27 protein-coding genes are annotated in these 26,883 nt (G+C 67.7%); 6 read left to right on the forward strand and 21 right to left on the reverse strand.

All coding sequences use genetic code 11. From position 1 onward, the window contains the following. Together CBY09_RS23980 and CBY09_RS23115 are read left to right on the forward strand one after the other, a co-directional pair. On the forward strand, nt 1–193 hold a 193-nt coding region (locus tag CBY09_RS23980; protein WP_205734206.1), incomplete at its 5' end, for a hypothetical protein. Between the two features lie 51 nt (nt 194–244). Next, nucleotides 245–3,406, forward strand: a complete 3,162-nt coding sequence (locus tag CBY09_RS23115) for an efflux RND transporter permease subunit (RefSeq protein WP_094291921.1) — start codon at nt 245–247, stop codon at nt 3,404–3,406. A gap of 76 nt (nt 3,407–3,482) precedes the next feature. Here the strand turns inward: CBY09_RS23115 and CBY09_RS23120 are convergent, their stop codons facing one another. The 13 genes from CBY09_RS23120 to CBY09_RS23170 form a co-directional block, all read right to left on the reverse strand. Then, nucleotides 3,483–3,815, reverse strand: a complete 333-nt coding sequence (locus tag CBY09_RS23120) for a thioredoxin family protein (RefSeq protein WP_094291922.1) — start codon at nt 3,813–3,815, stop codon at nt 3,483–3,485. 164 nt (nt 3,816–3,979) lie between these two features. Beyond that, entirely contained in the window at nt 3,980–5,338 is a 1,359-nt protein-coding gene (gene moeA / locus CBY09_RS23125; protein WP_094291923.1) for a molybdopterin molybdotransferase MoeA, read from the reverse strand. A gap of 68 nt (nt 5,339–5,406) precedes the next feature. Beyond that, a complete protein-coding gene (locus CBY09_RS23130) occupies nt 5,407–6,006 on the reverse strand; it encodes a GNAT family N-acetyltransferase (RefSeq protein WP_094291924.1) in 600 nt (199 codons plus the stop codon). Between the two features lie 30 nt (nt 6,007–6,036). Continuing rightward, nucleotides 6,037–6,675 carry a molybdenum cofactor guanylyltransferase MobA gene (gene mobA / locus CBY09_RS23135; RefSeq protein WP_094291925.1) on the reverse strand — a complete coding sequence of 213 codons (639 nt, stop codon included), beginning with the start codon at nt 6,673–6,675 and terminating at the stop codon, nt 6,037–6,039. Continuing rightward, the gene (locus CBY09_RS23575) at nt 6,672–7,130 is read right to left on the reverse strand and encodes a nucleotidyltransferase domain-containing protein (RefSeq protein ID WP_108723940.1); all 459 of its coding nucleotides are present in this window, start codon (nt 7,128–7,130) and stop codon (nt 6,672–6,674) included. Before CBY09_RS23575 ends, mobA begins: the two co-directional genes overlap by 4 nt. A 7-nt stretch (nt 7,131–7,137) precedes the next feature. Beyond that, nucleotides 7,138–8,274, reverse strand: a complete 1,137-nt coding sequence (gene moaA, locus CBY09_RS23140; protein ID WP_094291950.1) for a GTP 3',8-cyclase MoaA — start codon at nt 8,272–8,274, stop codon at nt 7,138–7,140. Between the two features lie 190 nt (nt 8,275–8,464). Further along, nucleotides 8,465–9,157, reverse strand: coding sequence for a hypothetical protein (locus CBY09_RS23145; protein WP_094291926.1), 693 nt, complete (start codon nt 9,155–9,157; stop codon nt 8,465–8,467). After that, nucleotides 9,154–10,137 carry a polymer-forming cytoskeletal protein gene (locus tag CBY09_RS23150; RefSeq protein WP_094291951.1) on the reverse strand — a complete coding sequence of 328 codons (984 nt, stop codon included), beginning with the start codon at nt 10,135–10,137 and terminating at the stop codon, nt 9,154–9,156. Before CBY09_RS23150 ends, CBY09_RS23145 begins: the two co-directional genes overlap by 4 nt. A gap of 117 nt (nt 10,138–10,254) precedes the next feature. After that, nucleotides 10,255–10,380, reverse strand: coding sequence for a hypothetical protein (locus CBY09_RS24270; RefSeq protein ID WP_276208327.1), 126 nt, complete (start codon nt 10,378–10,380; stop codon nt 10,255–10,257). A gap of 117 nt (nt 10,381–10,497) precedes the next feature. Further along, nucleotides 10,498–11,259: an SDR family oxidoreductase gene (locus CBY09_RS23155; protein ID WP_094291927.1), complete on the reverse strand. Its 762-nt coding sequence runs from the start codon at nt 11,257–11,259 to the stop codon at nt 10,498–10,500. 52 nt (nt 11,260–11,311) lie between these two features. Beyond that, complete coding sequence (locus CBY09_RS23160; protein WP_094291928.1) at nt 11,312–11,923, reverse strand: DUF2889 domain-containing protein; 612 nt, start codon at nt 11,921–11,923, stop codon at nt 11,312–11,314. A 155-nt stretch (nt 11,924–12,078) separates the two neighbouring features. Beyond that, the gene (locus CBY09_RS23165; protein WP_094291929.1) at nt 12,079–13,512 is read right to left on the reverse strand and encodes an aldehyde dehydrogenase family protein; all 1,434 of its coding nucleotides are present in this window, start codon (nt 13,510–13,512) and stop codon (nt 12,079–12,081) included. Nucleotides 13,513–13,617: 105 nt separating this feature from the next. Continuing rightward, entirely contained in the window at nt 13,618–14,322 is a 705-nt protein-coding gene (locus CBY09_RS23170; protein ID WP_094291930.1) for a Crp/Fnr family transcriptional regulator, read from the reverse strand. A 133-nt stretch (nt 14,323–14,455) separates the two neighbouring features. Here CBY09_RS23170 and CBY09_RS23175 point away from each other — a divergent pair, with 133 nt between their 5' ends. The 3 genes from CBY09_RS23175 to CBY09_RS23185 all read left to right on the forward strand — a co-directional run bounded on the left by CBY09_RS23175 (nt 14,456) and on the right by CBY09_RS23185 (nt 17,032). After that, the gene (locus CBY09_RS23175; RefSeq protein ID WP_094291931.1) at nt 14,456–14,980 is read left to right on the forward strand and encodes an Mpo1 family 2-hydroxy fatty acid dioxygenase; all 525 of its coding nucleotides are present in this window, start codon (nt 14,456–14,458) and stop codon (nt 14,978–14,980) included. A gap of 148 nt (nt 14,981–15,128) precedes the next feature. Continuing rightward, a complete protein-coding gene (locus CBY09_RS23180; RefSeq protein WP_094291932.1) occupies nt 15,129–16,007 on the forward strand; it encodes a bile acid:sodium symporter family protein in 879 nt (292 codons plus the stop codon). Next, nucleotides 16,004–17,032 carry an MBL fold metallo-hydrolase gene (locus CBY09_RS23185; protein WP_205734207.1) on the forward strand — a complete coding sequence of 343 codons (1,029 nt, stop codon included), beginning with the start codon at nt 16,004–16,006 and terminating at the stop codon, nt 17,030–17,032. The genes CBY09_RS23180 and CBY09_RS23185 overlap by 4 nt, the downstream gene beginning before the upstream one ends. A 24-nt stretch (nt 17,033–17,056) precedes the next feature. Here the strand turns inward: CBY09_RS23185 and CBY09_RS23190 are convergent, their stop codons facing one another. Genes CBY09_RS23190 through CBY09_RS23210 form a run of 5 tightly spaced genes read right to left on the reverse strand, consistent with a single transcriptional unit; the run spans nt 17,057 to nt 22,739 of the window. Further along, complete coding sequence (locus tag CBY09_RS23190; RefSeq protein ID WP_094291953.1) at nt 17,057–18,202, reverse strand: ABC transporter permease; 1,146 nt, start codon at nt 18,200–18,202, stop codon at nt 17,057–17,059. A gap of 14 nt (nt 18,203–18,216) precedes the next feature. Continuing rightward, on the reverse strand, nt 18,217–19,413 hold the full coding sequence (locus CBY09_RS23195) for an ABC transporter permease (protein ID WP_094291933.1): 1,197 nt from the start codon (nt 19,411–19,413) through the stop codon (nt 18,217–18,219). Between the two features lie 51 nt (nt 19,414–19,464). Continuing rightward, complete coding sequence (locus CBY09_RS23200; protein ID WP_094291934.1) at nt 19,465–20,451, reverse strand: HlyD family secretion protein; 987 nt, start codon at nt 20,449–20,451, stop codon at nt 19,465–19,467. A 5-nt stretch (nt 20,452–20,456) separates the two neighbouring features. Further along, complete coding sequence (locus tag CBY09_RS23205; RefSeq protein ID WP_094291935.1) at nt 20,457–21,899, reverse strand: TolC family protein; 1,443 nt, start codon at nt 21,897–21,899, stop codon at nt 20,457–20,459. Nucleotides 21,900–21,917: 18 nt separating this feature from the next. Continuing rightward, the gene (locus CBY09_RS23210; protein ID WP_094291936.1) at nt 21,918–22,739 is read right to left on the reverse strand and encodes a metal-dependent hydrolase; all 822 of its coding nucleotides are present in this window, start codon (nt 22,737–22,739) and stop codon (nt 21,918–21,920) included. A gap of 124 nt (nt 22,740–22,863) precedes the next feature. Between CBY09_RS23210 and CBY09_RS23215 the strand changes: the two genes are divergently transcribed. Further along, the gene (locus CBY09_RS23215; RefSeq protein ID WP_094291937.1) at nt 22,864–23,469 is read left to right on the forward strand and encodes a TetR/AcrR family transcriptional regulator; all 606 of its coding nucleotides are present in this window, start codon (nt 22,864–22,866) and stop codon (nt 23,467–23,469) included. 184 nt (nt 23,470–23,653) lie between these two features. Here the strand turns inward: CBY09_RS23215 and CBY09_RS23220 are convergent, their stop codons facing one another. The 3 genes from CBY09_RS23220 to CBY09_RS23230 all read right to left on the reverse strand — a co-directional run bounded on the left by CBY09_RS23220 (nt 23,654) and on the right by CBY09_RS23230 (nt 26,861). After that, nucleotides 23,654–24,040 carry a VOC family protein gene (locus CBY09_RS23220; protein WP_094291938.1) on the reverse strand — a complete coding sequence of 129 codons (387 nt, stop codon included), beginning with the start codon at nt 24,038–24,040 and terminating at the stop codon, nt 23,654–23,656. Between the two features lie 17 nt (nt 24,041–24,057). Further along, the gene (locus tag CBY09_RS23225) at nt 24,058–26,589 is read right to left on the reverse strand and encodes a cation-translocating P-type ATPase (protein ID WP_094291939.1); all 2,532 of its coding nucleotides are present in this window, start codon (nt 26,587–26,589) and stop codon (nt 24,058–24,060) included. Nucleotides 26,590–26,696: 107 nt separating this feature from the next. Then, the gene (locus CBY09_RS23230) at nt 26,697–26,861 is read right to left on the reverse strand and encodes a rubredoxin (protein ID WP_094291940.1); all 165 of its coding nucleotides are present in this window, start codon (nt 26,859–26,861) and stop codon (nt 26,697–26,699) included. Nucleotides 26,862–26,883 lie beyond the last annotated feature (22 nt).

Here is a 26,883-nt window from a genome sequence, read left to right on the forward strand (position 1 = left end):
GCCTGCGGCGGGCGCATCGGGTGCGGCCGTTGTGGCGGCCGTGGCCACGGCGCCAGCTGCCCCGGCTGCGCCCGCAGCGCCCACGGCAGCCCCAGCCAGCGCCCTCGTGGCCCCGCTGCCAGGCCCCAATCCATGCCAGGTGGCGGCCAACCCCAGCCAGCCAACCCCAGCCGGCAAGCGGTCTCCCGCATGAAGGCCGGTTTGCTGCCTGGTCACCGCTCTTTTCTGACGCCCCTGGACTGCCATGCAACTCGCTGAAATCTCCATCCGTCGGCCGGTGTTTGCCACCGTGCTGTCGCTGCTGGTGCTGCTGATTGGTGCGGTGAGCTTCACGCGCCTGTCGGTGCGCGAATACCCCAAGATCGATGAGCCCGTGGTCACCGTCAGCGTGCGCTACGCGGGCGCCTCGGCCGAGGTGATCGAGTCGCAGGTCACCAAGCCCCTCGAAGACTCGATTGCCGGGATTGATGCGGTGGATGTGATCACCTCCATCAGCCGCGCCGAGCAAAGCCAGATCAGCGTGCGCTTTCGCCTGGAGAAGGACGCCGACAACGCCGCTGCCGAGGTGCGCGACCGCACGGCGCGCGTGCGCAACCGCCTGCCAACGGCCGTGGACGAGCCGGTGATCGCCAAGGTCGAGGCCGATGCCTCGCCCGTGATGTGGCTGGCTTTCAGCAGCGACACGCGCAGCCCGCTGGAGATCAACGACCTCATCAACCGCATCGTCAAGCCCCGCCTGCAAACCGTGACCGGCGTGGCCGACGTGCCCATCTACGGCGAACGCAAGTACGCCATGCGCGTGTGGCTGGACCCGGAGCGCATGGCCGGCTATCGCCTGACCACGCAGGATGTGGAAGACGCCATCCGCCGCAACAACCTGGAGCTGCCCGCCGGCCGCATCGAATCCCAGCAGCGCGAGTTCAGCGTCACCTCCCAGACCGACCTCAAAACGCCTGCGCAGTTCTCCAGCATCGTGATCCGCACGGTCAACGGATTTCCCGTGCGCATCCAGGACGTGGCACGGGTGGAAGAGGGCGCGGCCAGCGACCGCAGCCGCGTGCGTCTGAACGGTCGCGACGCGATCTCGGTGGGCGTGATCCGCCAGGCCACGGCCAACCCGCTGGAGCTGTCGCAAGGCGTGCGCGCCATGCTGCCCTTGCTCAAGGCTGACCTGCCTGCGGACATCGGCGTGGACATCGCCAATGACAACTCCCTGTTCATCGACCGCTCGATCAAAAGCGTCTACACCACGATTGCAGAGGCCGTGGTGCTGGTGGCCCTGGTGATTTTTGTGTTCCTGCGCACCTTCCGCGCGTCCATCATCCCCATCGTCACCATCCCGGTGAGCCTCGTGGGCAGCTTTGCGCTGATGTCGCTGGCGGGGTTCTCGATCAACACCCTCACGCTGCTGGCGCTGGTGCTGGCCATCGGCCTGGTGGTGGACGACGCCATCGTGATGCTGGAGAACATCTACCGCCACATCGAAGAGGGGCTCGATCCGTTCTCCGCCGCCATCAAGGGCGCACGCGAGATCGGCTTTGCCATTGTGGCCATGACGCTCACGCTGGTGGCGGTGTATGCACCGCTGGCCTTCACGCCGGGTCGCACCGGGCGCCTGTTTGTGGAGTTTGCGCTGGCGCTGGCCGGGGCGGTGGTGGTGTCGGGCTTCGTGGCGCTCACGCTCTCGCCCATGATGTGTTCGCTGCTGCTCAAGCACAACCCCAAACCCAACTGGTTCGACCGCTCGATGGAGCGCTGGCTTACCGCGCTGTCGGACGCCTATGGCCGCCTGCTGCGCTGGATCGTCACCGCGCGCTGGAGCGGCGGCAAAGGCGCCGGGGCGGGTGGTGGCGTGCGGGGTGCCATCTTCCAGGCCCGCTGGATCGTGGTGGGCGTCATGGCCTTGAGCGGGCTGGCGCTGGCGCTGGTGTTCCCCACCATGCGGCAGGAGCTGTCGCCGCTGGAGGACCGGGGCACCATCCTGGCCAGTGTCACCGCGCCCGACGGCGCCACGCTGGACTACACCAACCGCTACGCGCTGGAGCTGGAAAAGATCGGCACCACCTACCCCGAGTTCGACCGCGTGTTTGCCAACATCGGCAACCCCACCGTGGCGCAGGGCAGCGTCATCTACCGCACGGTGGACTGGGAAAGCCGCAACCGCACCACGCTCGACCTGGCCAAGGAACTGCAGCCCAAGGTGGCCAGCCTGCCGGGCGTGAACGCATTCCTGATCACGCCGCCGTCGCTGGGCCAGGGTTTCCGTTCGCGGCCACTGACCTATGTGATCCAGACTTCGGACAGCTACGAGAACCTGAGCAAGGTGGTGGCCGCCTTCATGGCCGAGATTGCGCAGAACCCCGGCATCGTCGGCCCCGACGTGGACCTGCGCCTGAACAAGCCCGAACTGCGCATCGAGGTCAACCGCGAGCGCGCAGCCGACCTGGGCGTGAGCGTGGAAGTGGTGGCCAAGGCCATCGAGACCATGCTGGGCGGCCGCACAGTGACCCGCTACAAGCGCGACGCCGAGCAGTACGACGTGATTGTGCAGACCGAGGCGCGGGGCCGCACCACCCCCGAGAACATCGACACCATCTACGTGCGGGGCCGCAACGACGCGATGATCCCGCTGTCCAGCCTGGTCACCGTGCGCGAAAGCGTGAGCCCGCGCGAGCTGAACCACTTCGGCCAGCGCCGCTCGGCCACCATCACGGCCAACCTGTCGTCCGACTACTCGCTGGGCCAGGCCCTCACCTTCATGAACGAGACGGCCGCCAAGGTGCTCAAGCCCGGCTACACCACCGACCTGAACGACACCTCGCGCGAGTTCAAGAACTCTCAGGGCGCGCTGGGCGTGGTGTTTGTGCTGGCGCTGGTGTTCATCTTCCTGGTGCTGGCCGCGCAGTTCGAGAGCTTCATCGACCCGCTCGTCATCATGGTGTCGGTGCCGCTGTCGATGATTGGCGCGCTGCTGGCGCTCAAGTGGAGCGGCGGCTCGCTCAACGTGTATTCGCAGATCGGGCTGATCACCCTGGTGGGGCTGATCACCAAACACGGCATCCTGATCGTGGAGTTCACCAACCAGCTGCGCGAAGAGGGCATGGAGATGGTGGACGCGCTGGTCAAGGCCTCGGCCCAGCGTCTGCGCCCCATCCTCATGACCACCGGTGCCATGGTGCTGGGCGCCATCCCCCTGGCCCTGGCCAAGGGCGCGGGCGCCGAGACACGCATGCAGATCGGCTGGGTGATTGTGGGCGGCATGTCGCTGGGCACCTTGCTCACGATTTTTGTGGTGCCCACCATGTACACCCTGTTCGCCCGCAAGGCCGTGCCGGGCGCCAACACGGCGGTGGCGGCCGAGGAGCCGGAGCATCCACTGCACCCGCACGACTATGTGGCCAAGTAGCCCCGGGCCTGGTGCGCAGGGTTTCGTGCTCGGCGAATAAAAAGAAGCCCCATCGGGGCTTTTTTTTGTTGGTGCTTCAGGGCTGCGCCACAGTGGACTGCACGGCGTCTGATATGTCCTGCAGCGCCTGCGGCCGCACCAGCCGCGCCACTTCCTTGCCGTCCTTGAGGAACACCAGCGTGGGCCAGAGTTTCACGCCAAACGTGCGCCCCAGGCGCTGGCCCGGGCCGTCTTCCACCTTGATGTGCGACAGGTCCGCCTGGTCCTTCAGGGCTTGCTCGATCAGCGGCTGGGCGCGCTGGCAATGGCCACACCAAGGGGTGCCAAATTCGACCAAGGTGGCGCCGGTCAGGCGGTCCACGTCGTCGCGGGAAGGGGGTTGTGCAAGGTGCTGAGCGGCGTAGGGCATGGGTGCGAAGGTTGCTGCAGAAATGCGTAGATGGCCATTGTGCGGCGCTTCGCCCGCTCGGCATGCAACTGGCGCGTCCCCGGCCCGGGGCGCCGAGCAAGGGGGCTGCCCCGCAGCGAGGGCGTCGTATCCCTCTTGAGAGGCGTGAAGCGACACATGGGGTGTTAAATGACCCCGTCAAACACCATCACATCCACCATGTCACCCACCGCCACATTGCCCTGCCCATGGTGCAGCACGATGAGACCATTGGCCTGCACCATGGAGCTGAGCACGCCCGAGCCCTGGTTGCCCGTGGTGCACACCTGCAGCGTGCCGTCGGGTGCCGTGGTGACCAGGCCGCGCTGGTATTCCGTGCGCCCGGGTTTCTTGCGCATCGCTTCGGTGCTGATGGCGCGCAGCAGCGGCGGGGCTGTGCGGGTGCTGCCCATCATGCGCAGCAGGGCGGGGCGTACAAAGGCCAGAAAGGTCACCATCACCGCCACCGGGTTGCCGGGCAGGCCAAAAAGCACGGCGCCAGCACCAGAATGTGCACCGCTATTATTCTGATAGCTATCAGGGCTTGATGGTTGCGCGGTGGAGGCTGTTTTTTCTTCAAATTCAGCACCAGCAATGCGCCCCACGGCCATGGGGCGGCCCGGGCGCATGGCGATGCGCCAGAAGGCCACGTCGCCCAGCTTCTTCATCATGGTGCGTGTGTGGTCGGCCTCGCCCACACTCACGCCGCCGCTGGTGATGATGGCGTCGGCCTGCTGGGCCGCCTGGCGGAAGGCGGCTTCGAGCAGCGCAGGTTCGTCGCGCACCACGCCGAGGTCAATCACCTCCACGCCCATGCGCGTGAGCAGGCCGAACACAGTGTAGCGGTTGCTGTCGTACACGGCGCCCTCGCGGGGCGCCTCGCCCAGGCTCAGGATCTCGTCGCCGGTCGAAAAATACGCCACGCGCAGGCGGCGCACCACCGTCACGGTGGGCAGCCCCAGGCTGGCTACCAGGCCCAGCGCAGCGGGCGTGAGCAACTCGCCACGCGCCAGCGCCACGCCGCCTTCCATCAGGTCTTCGCCCTTGAAGCGGCGGTTGTCCCCCAACTGCAGCACATCGGCGGCGATGGTGATGTGCTCACCGCCGTCCGAGGTGGTGAACTCCTGCGGCACCACGGTGTCCAGGCCCGTGGGCATGATGGCGCCGGTCATGATCTTCACGCACTCGCCCGCCGCCACGGTGCCCGTCCAGGCCTTGCCCGCCAGCGCCGTGCCCACCACGCGCAGCGTGAGGGGCTGGCCCTTGGTCAGCTGGGCGCCCGCAAAGGCATAGCCGTCCATGGCCGAGTTGTCGTGCGGCGGCACGCTGATGGGCGACACCACATCGCGGGCCAGCACGCGGCCCAGGGCGTTGAAGAGGGGCAATTCCTCGGTGGCGGTCACGGGCTCGACCAGGCGGTCCAGGAACGCGTTGACGTCGGCGGCTTTCAGGGCCTGGGGGTCGTAGCCCTGCAGTTCTGCGGCAATCTGGACAATGGTCTTCATGGGTGTCAACAACAACAGTCAGGTGTGCCGCGCAGCGAGTGGCTCGTCAATGGCTCGTCACCGGTTTCTTACTTGGAGCGGCAGGCGGGAAAAGGGTCGGGGGTCAGCACAAGCAGCATGTGCAGCTTGTCATAGGCCACGTTGTCCACCACCACGGCGCGCGGCAGCAGGCCCCAGGCAGTGAAGCCCGCCTGCTCGTACAGCCGCACCACATGGGTGTTGGATGCCGTGACCGTGAGCACCAGCTGCGTCAGGCCCGGTACATTGCGCGCGGCCTGCACGCAGGCGGCCACCAGCTGCTGGCCAATGCCCCGGCGCTGTGCGGTGGGGGCCACCATCATGCCCACCACGGTGGCGCAGTGGCGTTGCTGGGCGCGCTGCTCGCGCTCGCAGCCCACGCAGCCCAGCAGCTGGCCGGCCGCATTGAAGGCGCCCAGAAAGAACACGCCCGACTCCAGCGGGCCAAAACGCACGGCGTATTCCTGGGCCGGGCGGCCCACCGACGCGGCGTAGTCCGAGGTGAATGCATCCGGGGCGGTGCGCAGCGCCTCGTCGCGCAGGGCCTTGTAGGCCACGGCGTCGGCAGCCACCAGGGGCCGGATATGGACGGCGTTGGCGGCGGCCGCAGCGGCAGCAAAGGCGGTGGCGGGCGGCAGGGGCTCGGTCATGGCGGGGTGGTCGTCTCGGGTCAGGGGCGCTCAGGTCGATGAGGGGCTGGCGCTTTCCAGCGCATGCAGCTCGGCCAGGGTGTTGGCGTTGAAGAACGCCTGCGGGTCATCGCCCGGCTGGTCAAACGGCACGATGGCGCAGCGGTGCTGGGCCGTCCAGGCGTCAATCTTGCGGCCACCGGCCTGGGTGAAGGCGACCAGGCTTTCGAGCAGCTCCACACGCAGCAGGCAGAACACGGGCTGGGGGCGCACCTGGATATGGCCATGGCCATCGTCTTCGGGCGCGGCGGCCATGGCGATCTCGGCGTCTTGTGCGTCGGCCGCAGCGGCCAGGCGCTGGGCCAGGTCCAGCGGGAAGAGCGGGGTGTCGCAGGGCACCGTCAGCAGCCACTGCGTTTCGCAGCGCTCCAACCCGGTCAGAAAGCCCGCCAGCGGGCCTGCATAGTCGGCCAGCACGTCGGGCCACACGGGCGCGCCAAACGCTTCGTAGGCCGCCAGGTTGCGGTTGGCATTGACCATCACATTGCCGGTCTGCATCTGCAGCCGCATCAGCGTGTGCAGCGCCAGCGGCAGGCCGCGAAAGTTCTGCAGGCCTTTGTCGACCCCGCCCATGCGGGAGCCCCGGCCACCGGCGAGGACCAGGCCGGTGATGTCTTGTTGTGCTATCAATTCGAGACCTGTTCGCAAAGGTGGTGGTGTTCTGGCGCGGCCAATATACGGCAAGCACGTTCATCAAGCGTCAGGAGCTCGCCCGAATCTGGCGAAAACTCATCTTCAGATTCTTCATCTGGAATCCAGCGAACGCCCTTGTAACTCGCTACCTCGGCCGTCAGCAACCTCCATTTGAGATTCGCTAGAGAGCCGCGCTTGTTTTGCCATGGGTCCGAGTAGTCGTTCCCGTTGTAAACGATGAGAGCGTCTATGTCGGCTGGAGCAGGCATGCTGTCTCTCAACTCGTCAATCAGCAAAGTAGATCCGAAAATCAGAAGATCAGTATCTGACTGTTCGTCAGCCCTATTGTTTGCTCTTGATCCAATGAGCCATACAGACTGTGGCGCGTTGGTGGACACCACAAGCGCGCGAAAAAATTGTTGTGCGGAATGTGGCAAAGCATCCAAAAGCATCGCAACGTCATCCCCCGATATAGCTCATCTCCACCCGCCGAGCGCCCTGTCCAGTGTCCGCCGGCAGGCTGCTGCGCAGCTCCGAATAGCGGTCTGCGCGCTGCTGCCAGATGGGTGCGATGGCGGAGGCAATGGCTTCGTCGCTGGCGCCGCCGCGCAGCAGGGTGCGCAGGTCGTAGCCTTCGGACGCAAACAGGCACAGGTAGAGCTTGCCTTCGGTGGACAGCCGCGCGCGGTTGCAGTCGTGGCAGAAGGCCTGGGTCACGCTGCTGATCACGCCGACCTCGCCCAGGCTGGGGTCGTGCTGGCCCGCTGCGTTGGCATAACCCCAGCGCTCGGCGGTTTCGCCGGGGCTGCTGGGGTCCAGCTGCACCAGCGGCAGCTCGGCGCGCAGGCGCTCGATCAGCTTGGCCGAGGGCAGCACCTCGTCCATGCGCCAGCCGTTGGTGGCGCCCACGTCCATGTATTCGATGAAGCGCAGCGTGGTGCCCGTGCCGCGAAAGTGCCGCGCCATGGGCAGGATCTCGTGCTCGTTGGTGCCGCGCTTCACCACCATGTTGACCTTGATCTGCGACAGCCCGGCCGCCTGCGCCGCCTCGATGCCTGCCAGCACGTCGGCCACCGGAAAGTCCACATCGTTCATGCGGCGGAAGACCGCGTCGTCCAGGCCGTCCAGGCTCACCGTCACGCGGTTCAGGCCCGCATCCTTCAGGGCTTGGGCCTTGCGGGCGAGCAGCGATCCGTTGGTGGTCAGGGTCAGGTCGGGGGGCAAGCCTTCCATCGTGCGCAACTGGGCCAGTTGGGCCACCAGTTCTTCGAGGTTCTTGCGCAGCAGCGGCTCGCCGCCCGTGAGGCGGATCTTGCGCACGCCATGGGCCAGAAAGAGCCTTGCCAGCCGCGTAATTTCCTCAAAACTCAGCAGCGCGCCGTGGGGCAGGTAGGGGTAGTCCTTGTCGAACACTTCCTTGGGCATGCAGTAGTTGCAGCGGAAGTTGCAGCGGTCCGTGACGCTGATGCGCAGGTCGCGCAGCGGGCGGCCCCGGGTGTCGGTGAGCTGGCCCGTGGGGACCACCGGGTGCGTGGGCACCCGCGCCGCCAAAGCGGCGATGCGTTGGTCCACCAGAGGAATCACACGTTCGGCCATGGCGTGATTTTGCCGCATGGGCCCCGGCCCCGGGGGCAAGCCCCTCTGCGCGGAGTTGATGGCGGTCAAGTTTTGCCCTGGGCGGCAGCGGGGCAGCCCTTGGCCACGCGGATTGCGGTCGAAATGCTGCATCGCGGCAATCTGCAATAGCTGTTTGCCGGGTTGAAGGCTGGCGACGCGCTGAGCCCCCTCAGCCTTTTCGGGTGGAGGGCTGGACGAAATCCGCCAAACGGCAACCCCGCCCCACCAGCACCAGCCGCGTGTCCAGTGCGTCGAAAAATCCGGGTGGAGGTGGCAGCGGCAACTGCTGCACGCGTTTGTGCTCTGCAATGCGCACCGCTGCCAGCGTGTAGTCGCGCGCCAAGGACATCCACAGGCCATGGGCGCCTGCCGATTGCCGTGCACCGGTCATGAGGCTGCGGCCCGAGTCCAGCCACCAGCGGTAGATGGCGGTGGCAATGCCCATGCGGCGGTAGCCGTGTGCCACCTTGGTGTGCGGCGCGCGAAGGTGGCGGTCGGTGTGCCGGTCCACCTCCACCAGCCGGTTGAACACGGTGTAGGCCACGATGCGGTTGCGCAGCGGGTCGATGGCATAGACAAACACCTCGCCGTCGGCCTCGCGCATGCGAAGCACCAGTCCGTGCAGGTACAAAGGCAGCGGCTGCATCGCATCGCGCGTGCGGTGGTTGGTGCGGATGCGCTCGTGCAGGGCGTCAAACTCGCGCTGGATGTCGCGGCCCGACAGGTCCACGTCGATGCGCAGTTCGGCCAGCCACTGGGCCCACTTGTCCAGCAGGCCCAGGCCGGGCCATGGGTTGGCTGCAGTGTGGGGGCCGCCGGTGGCAGTGCCTGGCATTGGCAGGCTGCAAGCGCTGGCCATCATGGCGTGCTCCCCAGGCCCTCGGTCCAGCAGCCGCTGAGTAAGCGCGCAGGTTGTTCGCGGGCGCAGACCTGGGCGCTGTGGGGCCAGTCGGGCAAAGGCACATCCAGGCCCGCATACACGCCGTAGGCTTCGCCCGCGGCAATCGTTTCTCCCGCCCAGAGGCTTTCGCCCGCACGGATGGCTCCACCGGCGTGGATGTGTCCACCGGCCCGCACGCCCCAGCCCACCTGCAGGTGGCCCTTGCAGTCCAGGTCGCCCGCCACCTGCAGTCCGCGCGTGGCCTGCACCTCTGCATCGCAGTGCAGATGGCCGCCCACCTTGATGCTGCCGTTGCAGTCCAGCGCGTCCATCGCGCGCAGGTCCTGGCCCACGGTGCAATGGCCATCGATTTGCACCGTGGCCCCGCCGTCCAGTTCTCCACCCACGCGCAGGCTGCCCATGCATTGCAGCCGCTGCGCCACCGCCAGGGACCAGCCCACGCGTGCGTCGCCGTGTATGCGCGCGCTGCCGTCGCAGCGCGCGGCGCCCGCTATGCGCAGGTCTTCGCCCACGCGCAGTGCACCGCCCACCCGCAGGCCGCCCTGCACGCGCAGGCTGCGGCCGGTGCGCAGCACACCGTCCACGTCCGCGCTGCCCCGGCAGTGCACGTTGCCCGCAAACACCAGTGCGTCTGTCTCCAGGTGGTCCACCTCCAGCACATCGTTGGTGGGCCCGAACTGGTCCAGCATCCAGCAGGCGTCGTCCACCCGGCCTTCGCGCACCAGGTCGTCCAGCAGGGCCTGGTAGTTGCTCGCACCTTCCTGGCGGCGCAGGTACCAGCGGTAGCCGTCAGCGCAAGGCCGCTTGGCGCGGATGAAGTGGCGGGTGATGTCGGTGGCGGCGGCCGCGCTGGCTATGGCCGTATCGGCGGGCGGGCTGCGTGTGGGGGCGCATTGGGCGCAGGGGGCGAGCGAAATCTCGCCGGAAGGAAACGGGGGCATGAGCACTCCTGGAGTCCGCGCCCCGGCGGCAGTCACCAAGGCGCAAGCTGGCGCTGGGCAATGGGCCCGGCGACAGGAAGTGCGCGAAAAAACGGAGGGGAGGGGGTGTCGCCGGGCTCAGGAATCTGCAGCAGGGGTGCAGAGAGCGCGGTCACCGGCCTGGAGCGTGGCCTGCGAGCGCGCAGCACGGCGCAGCGGCGCGGTGGCGCTGGCGGCTGTGGCGGTGGAGTGGCTCGCAAACATCGGCGGCACTATAGGCAGCGGCCTCAGGTGCGTCAAATCAATCCGCACTGCATTGGTGCGGATTGGGCGCGCGCCACGACAAGTCATGTTGGCTTGCGGGCGCGGTTGGACGCGTGCTTACACGCAGCGCCCGCCATCCACCTCGATGCACACGCCATTGATGAACGATGCCTCTTCGCTCGCCAGGTACAACGCGGCGTTGGCCACGTCCAGCGCGGTGGAGAAGCGGCCCAGCGGGATAGTGGCCAGGAACTTGGCGCGGCGCGCATCGTCCACCGGGCCGCCCGCAAACTCGGCGGCCAGGCCTGTGTCGGGGTTGAACACGGGGTTGATGCAGTTCACGCGGATGTTGTCGGGACCCAGCTCGGCCGCCATCGACTTGCTGGTGATGATGACCGCGCCCTTGGAGCCGTTGTACCAGGTCAGGCCTGGGCGCGGGCGCAGCCCGGCGGTGGAGGCGATGTTGATGATGCTGCCGCCGCCCACCTTGCGCAGCGCGGGCACGGCGTGGATGGCGCTCAGGTAGATGCTCTTCATGTTGATGGCATAGACCTTGTCGAACTCTTCCTCGCTCACTTCGAGCATGGGGCGGTTGCGGTGCGTCCATCCTGCGTTGTTCACCACCACGTCCAGGCGGCCGTACAGGCGCACGGCCTGATCGACCATCGCCTTGACCTGGGCCGAGTTCGTCACGTCGGCCTTGAAGAAGGCGGCGGTGCCGCCTGCAGCCGTGATCTCGGCCACCACACGCTGGCCGCCCGCTTCGTTGATGTCGTTCACGATGACCTTGCCACCCTCAGCGGCCAGGCGCTTGGCAATGCCTTCGCCAATGCCGTTGCCGGCGCCGGTGACGATGATGGATTTGTTCAACACGCGCATGGAAAAGGTCTCCTTGGGATATTCAAAAAAGATAGCTGCTTGGGCTTGCCTGTCAGGCACCAGGTGCCAATTTGACTGATATTTCAGGGGCTGGGGCGGGACTGGCGGCCAGGGGCGGCGCAGGCACGCGGCCATAAAACTGCGGGAAGTATTCCTTCACGCCGTTGCCGTTGAAGTCCCAGCCTGTGCACTGGCCCAGGTGGCGCGGTGGCTCGTCAGGATTGCTGGACGAAAACACGGCGGGCACCGACTGGAAGGCGGCGGTGGCCAGGTTGAACAGCAGCTCGCGCAGGTGCGTGCAACTGGCCACGCCGCCCAGATGCTTCTGGATGGCCTGGCGCCAGCAGCGCGCCATGCTGCAGCCCACCATCTGCTGCAGCGCGGCTTGGGCCTCGGTGCAGCCCTTGAGCGGGTGCGAGTTCATGGCCACATCAATGGCCTGCACCACCAGCTGGCGGTTCACGGTCACGCGCAGCCACATGTGGTGGATGGCTTCGCCCGCGAGGCGCTGTTTGGTAGGGTCGCGGAACGAGGTGGCGTCATAGGCCTTGCTGTCGTGCAGCTCACCCTCGATGTCCCACAGGCCATCGTCGCGTTCAAAGCCCTGGTAGTTCACCCGGCGGACATGCTTCAGGGTGCGGGGGGCGGGGGGGCTCAGGGGCATGCGCTTCTATCGTGGCTGGTAGCGAGTGACTGAAACTGGCGTGGCACTAAGCGAGTGCCGCCGCGCAAGGGCCGCCAAGCCGCGTATGCGGCGCTTGGCTCGCGTGCGCTGGCGGCGTCCCCCTGTAGGGGGAAGACGCGAAGCGGCTCAGGGGGTTACCCATATTTGATGGCCACCGTCTTCAAGGTGGTGAAGCCGTACAGTGCTTCAAAGCCCTTCTCGCGTCCGTAGCCGCTGGACTTGACGCCGCCAAAGGGCAGCTCCACACCGCCCGCGGCGCCGTAGTTGTTGATGAACACCTGCCCGCTGTGTACGCGCTTGGCCATGCGGAACTGGCGCGCGCCGTCACGCGTCCAGATGCCCGCCACCAGGCCGAACTGCGTGGCGTTGGCCAGCTCCACCGCATGGTCTTCATCCTGGAAGGCCATGGCCGACAACACGGGGCCGAAGACTTCCTCCTGAGCCAGCCGGTGCTGCACCGGTACGTCGCGCAGCAGGGTGGGGGCCTGGTAGTAGCCGGTCTCGGGGGCTTCGTCCACCACCACGCCCTGGGCCACCATGGGGATGCCTGCGACCTGCGCGTCGGACAAAAAATCCCACACGCGCTGCTGCTGCGTCTGGCGGATCAGCGGGCCCACGTCCAGGTCCATGGCGGCGGGGCCCACGCGCAGGGCCTCGAAGGCCTTGCCCAGGCGCTCCAGCAGGGGTTCATAGATCAGCGAGTCGATCAGCACACGCGAACCGGCCGAGCAGGTCTGCCCCGCGTTCTGCACGATGGCGTTGATGACCACGGGGATGGCGGCGTCCAGATCGGCGTCGGCAAAGATGATCTGCGGGCTTTTTCCGCCCAGCTCCAGCGTCACGGGGCAGTGGCGCTCGGCCGCCACCTGTTGGATCAGCGTTCCGATCTTGGGGCTGCCGGTGAAGCTGATGTGGTCGATGCCGGGGTGGCGCGCCAGCGCGTCGCCCACCTCGTGGCCGTAGCCCGTGACGATGTTGAGCGCGCCCGAAGGAAAGCCCACCTCGGCCGCGAGCTGCGCCACGCGGATCAGCGACAGGCAGGCGTCTTCGGCTGGCTTGACCACACACACATTGCCCGCCGCCAGGGCGCCGCCCACGCTGCGGCCGAAGATCTGCATGGGGTAGTTCCAGGGAATCACATGGCCCGTGACGCCATGGGGCTCGCGCCAGGTCAGCACGCTGTAGCCGTCGGGGTAGGGGATCGTCTCTCCGTGGAACTTGTCGCACGCACCGGCGTAGAACTCGAAGTAGCGCGCCAGCGCAATGGCGTCGGCGCGCGCCTGCTTGGTGGGCTTGCCGCAGTCGCGCTGCTCCAGCGCTGTCAGCTCGTCCGCATGCTCCAGGATCTTGGCCGAGAGCTTTTGCAGCAGACGGCCGCGTTCCACCGGGGCCAGCTTTTGCCACACCGCGTTGTAGCACTGGCGGGCCGCATGCACCGCCGCGTCGATGTCGTCGGCGTTGCTGCGCTGGATCTCGTCGAAGGGCTGGCCGTCGGACGGGTCGATCACAGGGATCGTGCGGCCCGAAGCGGACGGCACCGAGGCGTTGGCGATGTAGTTCAGTTGCATAGCCGTGATTGTGCCCGGAAATGGAATGTGTGCTTAGTATTTGGATGAAAAGTGCCGCTGCCGCTCGACCAACAAGCGAATGCAGCTATTGTTTTAATAGCGATTTCAGTAACATGCCGCGCGCAGGGCCGCCAGGTCCAGGATTTCCACCTCGCCGCGCTGCACCCGCACCAGGTGGCGCGCCTCCAGGTCTTTGAGGATCTGGTTGGTGGTCTGGCGCGAGATGGCCAGCATCAGCGACAACTGCTCCTGCGAGATGCCGATCACCCGGCGCGACTGGCCCTCGGCGTTCCACTGGCCGTAGCCCTCGGCCATCATCACCAGCCGTCGCGCCAGGCGCTGCGGTGCGGGCAGCAGGGCCAGTTCTTCGATGGCCACAAAGGCCGTGCGCAGCTTGTCGGTGAGCAGCAACGCCAGCGCATGCCAGTGCCCGGGGTGGGCCTGCAGCCAGGCCTGCAGCCGTTCGTGCGGCACCTGCACCAGCGTGCTGGCCTCGGCGGCATGGGCATCATGCGTGCGGGCCGAGCCGTCAAACACCGAGATCTCGCCAAACCAGTGGGGCGGCTCCAGCCGCGTGAGCAGCGCCGAACGCGCCTCATGCGCCCGCCCGCCCGTGCCCGAAATGCTGATCGCGCCGCGCACCACGGCATACAGCCCGCAGGGCGCGTCGCCGCGCAAAAAAAGCACCTCGCCCGCCTGCAACTGGCGCACTTGCGCCATGGCGATCAGCGGCTGGGCAAAGTCGGGCGGCAGGTGGGCAAACCAGCGGCCGGACTGGAGGACGGGCAGGTAGGTGGCGGGGTCGGTCATGCAGTGCAGATTGGGCGCGAGGCAGGGTGGGGCGGTGCCGTGGGAGTGTGCCCTTTTGTCGTCTGCACGACAGACGCTGGCAAGGCCCCGGGGCGAGTATTGATGCTGCTCAAAACAACAGCCGGAGACACCCATGAAAACCCTGATCGACCACCTGGCGCAGTACGCCGACTACCACCGCGATCCTCGCAACATTCACACCCATTTTGTGGGCGTGCCCATGATCATGTTCGCGGTGGTCATCCTGCTGTCGCGCCCGACCTGGATGGCGGGCGCCTTGCCGCTGAGCCCCGCGCTGTTCGCCGCGCTGGCGGCCAGCGTTTTCTACTTCCGGCTGGACACGCGTTTTGGCCTGGCCATGGCCACGCTGCTGGCGGCCATGCTGGTGGGCGGCCAATGGGTGGCGCTGCAGAGCATGGTGGTGTGGCTGGCCACGGGCATCGGCCTGTTTGCCGTGGGCTGGGTGATCCAGTTTGTGGGCCACTACTACGAAGGCCGCAAGCCTGCGTTTGTGGATGACCTGGTGGGCCTGATCGTCGGCCCGCTGTTTGTGGTGGCCGAGTGGGCGTTTGCGCTGGGCCTGCGCAAGGAGGTGCAGGCCGCCATCGAAGCGCGCAGCGGCCCGGTGCGGCTGCGCACCGGCCAGGCGGCGGCCTGAGCGCTCAGGGTCTTACGCCCTTCTTCCGTCCCTTGCCGCTGGGGCGGATCTGCGCCGCCTGGTCCCTCGCTGCGCGGCAGCCCTTGGCTCCGCCGTCCTTACCCCCATTTGAATGGAGCGCGGCCGCCGTGGCCGCGTGTGTGTTTCAATGAATTTTGTTTCCATCCTGCCCACGCTGCTGTTCATCGCGCTGGGCCTGGTCATGTTCGGCCTGGGCCTGTCGCTCACGGTGGGTGACTTCACGCGCCTCTTGCAGCATCCGCGCGCCGTGGTGCTGGCCCTGGTGCTGCAGGTGCTGGTGCTGCCCGCCGCGTGTTATGCGCTCATCGTGCTGCTGGGCGTGGCACCGATCTATGCCGTGGGGCTGATGCTGCTGGCGGCCTCGCCCGGCGGGGTGTCGGCCAATCTGTTCAGCCATTTGTTCGGCGGCAACGTGGCCATGAACATCTCGCTCACGGCCATCAACACCGTGCTGTCGATCATCAGTTTGCCGCTCATCACCAACTGGGCCATCAACACCTTTGCGCACACCGGCCAGGTGGTACCGCTGCAATTCGGCAAGGTGGTGGAGGTGATCGTCATCGTGCTGGTGCCGGTGGTGCTGGGCATGGGGGTGCACCGCCGCGTGCCGTCGTTCAGCGCGCGCATGGAAAAGCCCATGAAGATCTTCAGCGCCGTGGTGCTGGCCGCGTTCGCACTCATTGCGATTGCCAAGGAATGGTCGGCGCTGGTCGAGTCCTTCGCGGGCATCGGACCGGCGGTGCTGCTGTTCAACGCCATCAGCCTCGCGTCGGGCTACTACCTTTCGCGGGCGGCGGGGCTGGACAAATCCATGGCCACGGCGATCAGCTTCGAGATCGGCATCCACAACTCCACGCTCGCCATCTTCATCGCGCTGTCGGTGCTAGACAACTTCCAGCTCGCACTGCCCGCAGCCATCTACTCGGTCAGCATGTACCTCATGGCCACGCTGTTTGGCACGCTGGTGCTGCGCCGCAAGGGTGTGGCCAGGGCACGGGCCGCATGATGCGGCGCGCCGTGGTGCTGAAGAGGGCGTTATGGGCGCTGGCGTTGTTGGTGCTTTGTGCGCTGGGCACGCTGGTCTGGGCCCTGCAGCAGCACCCGTCGCTTCAGCCCTATGCCGATTTGCAGTGGAAGGCGCCCAGCGGCGCTGGGGCGCCACCGGGCCTCAAGGTGACGTTTCTCGGTGTGTCCACCGTGCTGCTGGACGACGGCGAAACAGCGCTGATGACGGACGGGTTCTTCTCACGCCCCGGCAAGCTGCAGACCTTTCTGGGCCAGGTGGAGCCGGACATGCAGGCCATCACCCAGGGGCTGCAGCGCGCGGGGTTTCCGGGCGGGGTGGGCAAGCTGGCAGCGGTGATCCCGGTGCATTCGCACTACGACCATGCGATGGACGCCCCCGAGGTCGCCCGCCGCACGGGGGCGCTGCTGCTGGGTTCCGAGTCCACCGCCAACGTGGGGCGCGGCGCAGGCCTGGCAGAGTCCCAGATCCGGGTGGCACGGCTCGGCGAGCCGCAGCAGTTTGGCCGCTTCACGGTCACGCTGTACCCCAGCCGCCATGCGCCCACGGGCTTTACGGGCGGCGAGATCACCGCGCCGCTGCGCCCGCCCGTGCGCGCCAGCGAGTACAAGGAAGGCCAGAGCTACGCCCTGCACATGGCGCATGGCGGCCGCACGTTGCTCATCGTGGGCAGCGCAGGCTTCGAGCCCGGCGCCCTGCGCGGCGTGCACGCCGAGGTGGTGCTGCAGGGCACCGGCGCCCTCGGCCCCCGGCCCGAAAGCTACCGCGATGCGCTGTGGTCCGAAGTGATCGCCGCCGTGGGCGCCCGGCGTGTCATCCCCATCCACTGGGACGACTTCTGGCAACCCCCGGGCCAGCCCATGGTGCCCATGCCACCGCCGCTTGACGACTTTGACGCCTCGATGACCTACCTGCGCGACCGTGGAGCACGCGAAGGTGTGGATGTGCGCCTGCCGCTGGAGTGGCAGGCCATGGATGTGTGGGGCGGGCTGCCTGTGCGCCGGTGATAGGTGCCAGGCGGTGCGGGGCGGTCAGGACGCCTGGGCCCGAGCGAGGGGGCGCGCCTTGTACAACACCGCCGCCGTGCACACAGCCCCCAGAGCCACCAGTGCACACAGATATGGCAGCGCAGCCTGCAGCGGCGCCCCCAGCTGGTTGAGCCGCAGCGAGGCCTGCACGCCTGAGGTGCTGGGCAGCAGCCAGCGCAGCCACTGCAGCGGCTCGGGCAGGGCCTCCACAGGCCACGAGAAACCGGCGACGAACGCGATGGGCAGCGTGGTGAACAGCAGCACCTGCAGCGCGCGCTCGCGGTTGCCAAACCACAGGCCCAGCAGCGAGCCCAGCGCCGCGATGGCGGGCACGTAGCAGGCCAGCAGGGCCAGTGCACCCAGCGGGTTGCCACCGCGCGGGTAGTCGTGCAGCACAAAGATCCAGCCGAAGTAAAACAGCCCACTGGCCCAGCCCAGCGTGCTCAGCGCCAGCAGGCGGCCGAGCCAGGTGGTGGTGCTGGCGCGGTGCTGCCCGGCCTCGACCCAGGTGCCAGCGAGCAGCGCGGCGCCCATGAGCAGGGTCTGCTGCAGGATGAGCAGCGCCACGGCGGGCACCACAAAGCTGCCATAGCCTTCGATGGGGTTGAACAGCGCCACCGTTTGCAGCTGCACCGGGGCGCGGCTGGCGCGGGCCTGCTGCGCGCTCTGGCCGCTGGCCTGCAGCTTCCTGATTTCGACCCCGGCGGACACTGTGCCCACGGCCTCGGCAAAACCGAACTGCACGGCCTTGTTGAGCAGCGCATAGGCGCCGTTGGCCTCGATGCTGACCACGGCGTTTTCACCGCGCACCACATTGCGCTTGAGGTGGGGCGGGATCACGGCATAGCCCTCGATCTCGCCGCGCCACAGGGCCTGTTGCGCCTCGTGCTCGCTGGCGGTGACCAGGCGCACTTCGATGCGCGGGTCGGCGTCGGCAAAACGCGTGATCTGGCGCGACAGGCTGGTGCGGTCCATGTCCACCACGGCCACGGGCACGCGGGTGAGCACCTCGTCGGCGTAGAACCAGGGGTAGAAAAAGCCGTAGAGCACGGGGGCGCCGATGAGCAGCAGCAGCACGCCCTTGTCGCGCGCCACCGTGGCCAGGGCCTGCAACCAGGCGTGCAGCAGGTTGCGAGGGGTGTTATTCATGTGGGTGTCCATGGTCAGCGACCTCCCCAGGTGTCCGGCCGCCGGGCGGCCAGGTGCAGGCCCACGGTGCCCACCAGCCCGAGCACGCCGGTGGCCACCAGCAGCGCCCCCATGGTCGAAACGCTGGTGCTGAGCGGCGCGCCCATCTGCAACTGCTCGATCTGCAGGCGGATGTAGTGGGTGAAGGGCATGGCCTCGGCCCAGGCGCGGGCGCTGGCGGGCATGCCCGACAGCGGAAACGCCACGCCGCTGAACGCAAATGCCGGGGCGGCGAAAAATCCCGCGCCCGACAGCGCGGTGCGCAATGAGCGAGTGAGGGCTGCCAAAGCCGCACCGGCTGTCAGCGAGACCGCCATCAGCAGCGCCAGTGCGCCCGCCACCCAGGCGAGGTTGCCCGGCGGGTGCCAGCCCCGGCCCCAGGTGATGCCCACCAGCGCCAGCAGGCCCACCAGGGTGAGCGTGGCCCAGGGCAGCGCGAGCTTGCCGATGAGCGAGCCCGCTGTGTGGAGCGGGCCACCCGCGCCCGGCGCGTCTCCCAGCGCGTTTCCCAGCCACTCGCCCAGGCTGCGGTCGCGCAGTTCGCGGCCCACCGTCCAGGCGCCCGCCGTCATGGCCAGGATGTGCAGCAGAGCGGGGATGAGCGCCGCGCCCAGAAACTGCTCGTAGTTGCTGGACACATTGAACAGCGCCACCATCTGCGTGTGGATGGGCTCCATGCTCACGCGCACGGCCCGCGCCGCCTCGCCGCGCTTGTTGCGTGCGGCCATCTCGATACCCGCCGACAGCGTGCCCACGGCGGCACGCACATCGCGCTGCAGCAGGCCCGAATGGGTGCCCATCTGCGCGTTGTGCAGCAGGGTGACCTGGGCGGTGCGGCCTTCCTTCACGGTGCGCGCAAAGTCGCGCGGGATGGTGACGACGGCATAGACCTCGATGTTGCGCAGGGCGCGTTCTGCCTCGCCCGTGTTGGCAAATTGCTGCGTGATCTGTACGCCGGGGGTGGCGTCGAGCATGCGCACCAGCTGGCGCGACAGGCTGGAGTGGTCTTCATCGACCACCCCCACGGCCAGGTGGCGCGGCAGCCCGGCCGAAAAGATCCACCACAAAAGCGCCACGCCCAGCAGCGGCACCCAGGTGACCATGGCCAGGTCCCAGGGGTCGGCCGCCAGGCGCCGGGCTTCGCGGCAGAAGCTGTTTACTATTGAATTCATAGCTACTTGCGCTTGATGGTCGCGCGCAGAAGGCACTTTTTATTCAAAATTTCAGTGCACCAGCACCGTCATGCCGGGGCGTGCGCCCTCGATGGGGGCTGCCGGCCGGGCGCGCACTTCAAACGTGCGGGCATCAAAGCCCTGGCCTGCGCGCGTGGCGCGCCAGGTGGCGAAGTCAGGCAGGGCACCGGTGTGGTAGACCTTGAACTTGACGGCCTGGTTGCCCAGCGCTGGCAGGGTGGCTTCAAATTCGTTGCCGATGGCAAAACGCTGCAGGCGGTCTTCGCGCACGTTCAGCACCACCCACTGGTCTTTCAGGTCCACCACCGTGACCACGGCCACGCCCTGGGGCGAGAGCTCGCCGGTGCGTGCCAGCACCTTGGCCACTTCGCCTGCCACAGGGCTCTTGAGTTCCGTTTCTGCCTGGGCGGCCTGCACCTCAGCCACCACACCGGCCACCTGGCGCGCCTGGGCGCTGGCGGCCGACCGGTCTTCGGTGCGGGCACCGGCGCGGGCCAGGTCGTACTGCGCCTTGGCGGCCAGCGCCTGGTCGCGCGATGCCTTGAAGTTGGCCTCGGCCTCGTCGCGTTTCTGTGTGGCCACCAGGCCCTCGCGCGCCAGGCCATCGACGCGCTTGAAAGAGCTTTCCGCCAGGTCGGCGGCGGCCACGGCGCGCTGCCAGTTCAGGCGGGCCATCTCCACCTCTTGCGGGCGGGCGCCATGCTCGGCCTTGGCGGCCACGGCCTGCGCAGCCTCCTGGGCGGCGGTGGCCTGGGCCAGCTTGGCCTGGACCTCGGGGCTGTCCATGCGGATCAGCGGCGCGCCGACGGCAATCTGGTCGCCTTCCTTCACCAGGATCTGCGCGATGCGGGCCGTGACCTTGGGGGCGATGTCGGCTTCTTGCGCCTCCATCTGGCCCTGGAAGACCTCGGGTGCGGGTTGCGATGCCTTCCACAGGCCGAGGCCCACAAAGCCCGCCACGGCCACGAAGGCCACCGTGCCGATCACGGCCGCCTTTTTGCTGTTGTTCTTGCTCATCGTGTTCACTCCACTTTCATTGCGTCAGCACGCGCCATGTATTTGCCAAAGTCTTCCGACAGGCCGCAGCTCTCCAGCAGCTCGGCCAGTGCCTTCACGTAATCGTGCGCAGCCTGGGCGCGTTCGGTCTGCGCCTTGGCCTGGTTCACCTGCGCGTCGATCAGGTCGAGCGTGGTGCTGGTGCCCGCCTTCAGGCCCGCCGTGCGCAGGCGCAGCACTTCGTCGGCCAGCTCCAGGCCGGGCTGCAGCGCCAGGTAGGCGCGGCGCGCCTGCTCCAGCGCCAGCCAGCGCTTTTCCACCAGCAGGGCGATGTCGTTCTGCGCCTGCGCGCCGGTGCGCTCGGCCTGCGCGATCTGGCGCTGGGACGACTCGGCGAGGGTGTTGCGGTCGATGGAGTCCCACAGCGTCCAGCGCACGCCCACACCGGCCACCCAGTCGGCCTCCTTGCCGGTCTTGAGCTGGCGCTGGCCGAAGGCGAACACCTGGGGCTTGCGCAGCGCCTCCTGTGCGGCGTGCAGCTGGGTGGCCTGTTCCTTTTTGGCGGCCACCTTGTCCAGCCCGGGGTGGCGGGCCAGTGCGGTGTCGATGAAGTGGGGCAGGGGTTCCACCGGCCCACCCAGCACAAACAGCGGGCTGGTGGGTGTGACCAACTCGGTGGCCTTGAGCGTGCGGGTGAGCGCAGTGGTGGCCAGCTCGGCGTCGTCGCGTGCCTTGCGGGCGTTGCGGCGCGCTTCCTCCAGGGCCGAGCGGGCCTGCAGGCGCTCCACGCGGGCGATCACACCTGCGTCCAGCATCTTCTGGGCAGCGGCGTCGTGCTGCTCGATGGTGGCCAGGGCGGCCTCGCGCAGCACGGCAGCGCGCTGGGCCAGCTGGGCGCCAAAGTAGCGCTGCACCAGCAGGGTGGTGGCTTCGTGTCCGGTCTTGGCGGCGTCGGCCTGGGCTTCCTGGGTCTGTGCGTCCAGCAGGCCCCGCGCGGCGTTGCTGGCGCCGCCCATGTAGATGGGCCAGACGGCCGAGACCGATGCCGTGGTGTCGCTTTTGCTGCGGTTGAGCGTGTAGCTTGATGGCAGGTGAGGCAACTGTGCCAGGGGCGCTGCCAGCTGCGGCGGCAGCTGCGACAGCACGCCGGGCAGCGCGCGGTTCAGTGGGTTCAGGTCCACGTCCAGGTTGGCGTTGTAGGCATAGGCCGCACCGCTCAGGTGGACCACCGGGCCGCCCAGGCGCTGCAGCGCTTCGCGGCGCAGCTGGGCGCTTTCCACCGCGTGGCGCGATGCGGCCAGGTGGTCTGATCGCTGCAACAGCTGCTGCTGTGCGGCGTCAAAGGCCAGGGGTTCTGCCTGGGCAGGCAGGGCGATGAAGGCAGTAAGGGCCAGGGGGGCGGATGCGATCAGGCACAGCAAAGCTCCGCCTGCCCGGCCGGTGCGCCGGGGCGTGGGGTTCGTCGTCATGGTTTCAGGTCGTTGTTGTCAGCGGGCGCCCACGGGCGTGTAGGCGTTGCTGTGTTCGGCCAGCCAGCGCTCCGAGAGGTCGCTGCCATGCTGGCCGGGGTGAAAGTCGCGCTTCAGGTACTGGCGCCAGGGCTTCCAGCTTTCGCGCACCAGGCCACCTTGGCCAAACAGCGTGCGCGCGGCGCTGGCCCAGGTGCTCCACTTCCATAGCGTGCCGCTCTGGCGCAGGTTGCTCACGGTCTGGCGCAGCACATCGCCCAAAAACACCCAGGTGATGCGGCGGAACCAGGTGATGCGCCATTCGTGGTTGCCACCCAGCGCCTGGTACAGGTCGAACGCGGTGTTCTTGTGTTCGGCCTCTTCGGCGCAGTGCCATTGCCACATCGTGGCCAGGCGGGGCTCGGCGCCCTGCAGCACCTCGGGGTGGGCCAGCAGCCATTCGGCCAGCAGGGCGGTGAAGTGCTCGTTGGCGGCCGTCACGGCCAGCGGGTGGCGCGGGTCGGCCCCGGCAAACAGCTTCATGCGCTCTGCGGCGCGCGGGGCCCAGTCGTTGACGAGGCCCTGTTTTTCGAGGTGGCCGTTGAACAGCGCGTGGAGGCGGCGGTGTGTGGCCTCTTGCCCGATGAAGCCGCGCACCTCGTTGGCGAACTGTGCCTGCAGGTCGGGTGGCAGGGCCTTGTGGCCGTCACGCACGGCGTCGATGAAGAACTGCTCGCCCACAGGGAAGCTCATCGACAGCGCGTTGAACAGCGCCGTGCGAAATGCGTCACCGCCGCACCATTGGCGCGCAAACGGCGTTTCCAGGTCAATCAGCAGACGGCGGACAACAAGTTCGGTCATGGGCGATCTCCGTCAGGGGCAGGAGGGGAAAGATTGGTACGTTGCAGTACCGAGTGCTTTGTATGATGCAGGTCAACTGTGGTACTGTCAAGTACCTAACCCGATTTCGAGGGATTTTTTTGCCATGACTGCCGCTGCCGACACCCCCACCCCAGGCAATGAACACCGCGCCCGCCTGCTCGAAGGCATGGCCCGCGCCGTGGCCGCCAAGGGCTATGCCGACACCACGATTGCCGACATCGTGCGCGAGGCCAGTGTGTCGCGCCGCACCTTCTATGAAAACTTTGCCGACAAGGCTGAATGCCTGATTGCGCTGTACGAGGTGGCCAGCGGCAACGCCATTGCCGTGCTGCGCGGCGCGATCGACCCGCACAGCGAGTGGCAGGCCCAGGTGGAGCAGGCCATGGCGGCCTACTTTGGCGTGCTGGCGCGCAACCCGGTGCTGCTGCGCACCCTGTTCATCGACATCCTGGGCCTGGGTGCACCAGGCCTGGCGGCGCGGCGCCGCGCCAACCAGCAGCTGGCCGACCTGATGCTGGATGTCGTCAACAACCGCCCTGGCGAGCGCCTGCGCAAGACGCCGCTGCAGCCCACGATGGCGATGGCAGTGGTGGGCGGCATCAACGAGATGGTGCTGCAGGCCATCGAGCAGGAGCGCGCGAACGACCTGCAGGAGCTGGTGGAGCCCGCCGCGATGCTGCTGCGTGCAGCGATCTCCGCCGAGTTCTGAGCGCAATCGCAAATTTGCTCGCGCTTGTTCACAGCGGTGCACGCCACCCACGACGCATGAAACTGGCGCGGCCTTAGCCAGTGCCCCCGCGCAAGGGCCGCCCTGCCGCGCTGGGGGCGTCCCCCTCCCGGCTCGCGCAGCGAGACGAGAGAGGGGGAAGGCGCGAAGCGACTCAGGGGGTGTTTCATATCTCGTTCGCGATCTCGATCAGGTTCTCGTCGGGGTCGTAGATGTAGACCGAGCGCAGCCGCTGCCGTGCCCCTGTGGCACCCACCGGGCCCTGCACGACGGCCACGCCTTCGGCCTGCAGGTGTGCGATGACCTCTTCGAGCGGTGTCCTGGTGAGAAAACACAGGTCACCCGAACCCGCCTTGGCATGGCGCACATTGGGGTCCACCACGGTGCCCACTTCGTGCAAGTTGATTTTCTGCGTGCCGAAGTGCAGCGCGTAGCGTTGGGGCTTGAACTCGCGTGCGGCCATGCCGAGCACCCGCTCGTAGAAGGCAATGGTGGCCGGAATGCTGGCGACGGTGAGGACGACGTGGTCGAGGGAGTCGAGGGTGAGGGGCATGGCGGGCGGTGGTGTGGTCAGGCCGGCGGGGATTGCGGCGCGGACTTTGCATTCTGCAGCCACCGCTGGTTGGCGACAAAAGCAACAGTCAGCGCCAGCCCTGCCATCAAGGCCAGCAGCCAGTGCAGCGCAGGCAATGGCACAAACTTGAATGCACCAGACAGCCACGGAACGGTGGTGATGGCCGTCAGCGCCGCCAGCGTGCCGCCGATCACCCACAAGCTGACCGGCGTGAGGCCTGCCCACAGGCTGCGCCAGCGGGGCGGGTTGCTGCGGCTGGGCAGGATCAGTGCGGCGTTAGCGGTCACCAGCACCACAAACGCGGCCGTGCTGGCGGTGGCGGCATATGCAGGCTGGCTCAGCAGCCAGGCATACAGGCCCACCACGGCGGCCGTCACCACGCTGCCCTGCAGCACGCTCAGCAGGATGTGGCGGGCGGACAGCAGGGGTTCGTCGGCCGTGCGTGGCGGCTGCTGCATGAGGTTGGCAGCACCTTCCTCGGCCTCGAACACGATGGAGCAGGCCGGGTCGATGACCAGCTCCAGAAACGCGATGTGCAGCGGTGCCAGCACCAGCGGCAGCCCGAACAGCACCGGTAGCAGCGCCAGCCCAATGATGGGGACGTGCACCGCCAGCGTGTAGACCATGGCCTGGCGCAGGTTGGCAAAGGTCTGCCGCCCCCGGTGAATCGCCAGCACGATGGCTGCAAAGTCGTCGTGCAGCAGCACCAGGGCGGCGGCCTCGCGCGCCACGTCGGTGCCGCGCTGGCCCATGGCGATGCCGATGTGGGCCGCCTTGAGGGCAGGGGCGTCGTTCACGCCGTCACCGGTCATGGCCACCACCTCGCCCTGGGCCTTGAGGGCTTCCACCAGCGCCAGCTTCTGGTGTGGCTTGATGCGTGCAAACACGCTGACCTGCCGGACCTGGTCGGCCAGCACCTGCGGCGGCATGTGAGCCAGCTCGTCGCCGGTGATCACGCGGTCGTTGGCGATGCCCGCCTGGGCTGCAATGGCGCGCGCGGTGCGGGGGTGGTCGCCGGTAATCATCACCACGCGAATGCCCGCCTGGCGGCACTGCGCGACGGCCTGGGGTACCTCGGGGCGCAGCGGGTCGGCCAGGGCCACCAGGCCCAGCCACTCAAAGTCAAAGTCGTGCTGGGCGTCGGGCCAGGTGTCTTGAGTGCGGTGAAGGGCCTTGGCCACGCCCAGCACCCGCAGGCCCCGGTCGGCCAGGCGCGCGGCCTGGGTACTGACGGCGGCGCGCTCGGCGTCGGGCAGGTGGCAGAGGTCGGCCACGGCTTCGGGCGCGCCCTTGGTGGCTACGGTGTCGTGCGCCGAGGTGCCGTCGCGCCACAGGTGGCTCATGGCCAGCAGCTGGGGCGACAGCTCGTATTCGCGTGCCAGCGACCATGCGGGGTGCAGGTGCTCGGTGTCCACCAGGTGGTCCGCCGCCATGCGGTGAAAGGCCTGCTCCATGGGGTCGTGCGGTTCGATCTCGCTGGCCAGCACGGCGTATTCGAGCAGTTCGTGGAAGGCATCGGGCAGCGCGCTGCCATCCGCTGCGGCGGGCAGGTTCTGCACATCCAGCTCCTGGCCCGCAATGCAGAGCGCCGCCACAGCCATGCGGTTTTGGGTCAGGGTGCCGGTCTTGTCCACGCACAGCACCGTGGTCTGGCCCAGCGTCTCGATGGCGTTGAGCCGCCGCGTGAGCACCTGCTGCGCCGCCAGCCGCCGAGCGGCCAGGGCCAGGAAGATGATCATGATCACGGGCAGCTCTTGCGGCAAAACCCCCATGGCCAGCGTGATGCCCGCCAGCACGGCCTGCAGCCAGTCGCCCCGCAGCGCCCAGAACAGGACCACCAGCAGCGCGCACAGCGACAGGCCGATGACCACCAGCTTGCGTGTGAGCCGCGCCATCTCTTCACGCAGCGGCGAAGCCTGCAGGGCAATGGTGTCGAGCGACTGGCCGATGCGACCCAGCTCCGTGTGGCGCCCCACGGCAGTCACCTGCAGCAGACCCTGGCCGCTGACCACCAGCGTGCCTGCAAACACCTTGTCGGATGGTTGTTTGGCCACAGGCTCGGATTCGCCGGTCAGCATCGACTCGTTGGCGGCCAGCTCGTGGGCCTGCAGCAGCGTGCCGTCGGCCGGGATGCGGTCGCCTTCGGCAATCATCAGAAGGTCTTCGCGCACCACGTCGCGGCCTGCAATGCGCACCAGGGTGCCGCCGCGCAACGCCAGCGCTCGGGGGCTGGAGAGGTCGCGCAGGGCGTTCAGCGCGTTGTCGGTGCGGCGCTCCTGCAGCACCGTGATCGCCATGATGATCACTACGAAGCCCAGCAGGATCAGCGCCTCGTGCGCATCGCCCATCGCGAGGTAGATGGCGCCTGCGCCCAGCAACAGCAGGAACATGGGCTCGGTGACCACGTCCCAGGCCATGTCGCGCAGCGTGCGGCGCTGGCTGATGCCCAGTTCGTTGGGGCCTTCCTCGCGCAGGCGCTGGGCGGCAACGGCCGGGTCGAGGCCGGTAGTGGAGTCGGTAGTGGGCATGTGGACCGTGAAGCTGCGTTGCAAGGAGGGTCGCAACGGTGCAGCCGTTATACCGCGCGCTGGTGTCTGCAGCCCTGATGCAGCGCAGTGGGCCGCACCCGGGGTTCTTACACCTCGCACATCACAAAGTCAGCCTTGCCAATATTGCATTCGGGGCAGCGCCAGTCGTTGGGCACGTCGGCCCAGAGGGTGCCGGGCGCGATCCCGTGGTCGGGCAGGCCTGCAGCCTCGTCGTAGATCCAGCCGCAAACGGCACACATGTAGATTTTCATGGGGTGTTTCTTTCGTAGTCGG

Origin of the sequence: Acidovorax kalamii (assembly GCF_002245625.1) — a bacterium.
In the GTDB taxonomy this organism is placed as follows: Bacteria; Pseudomonadota; Gammaproteobacteria; order Burkholderiales; family Burkholderiaceae_C; genus Acidovorax; species Acidovorax kalamii.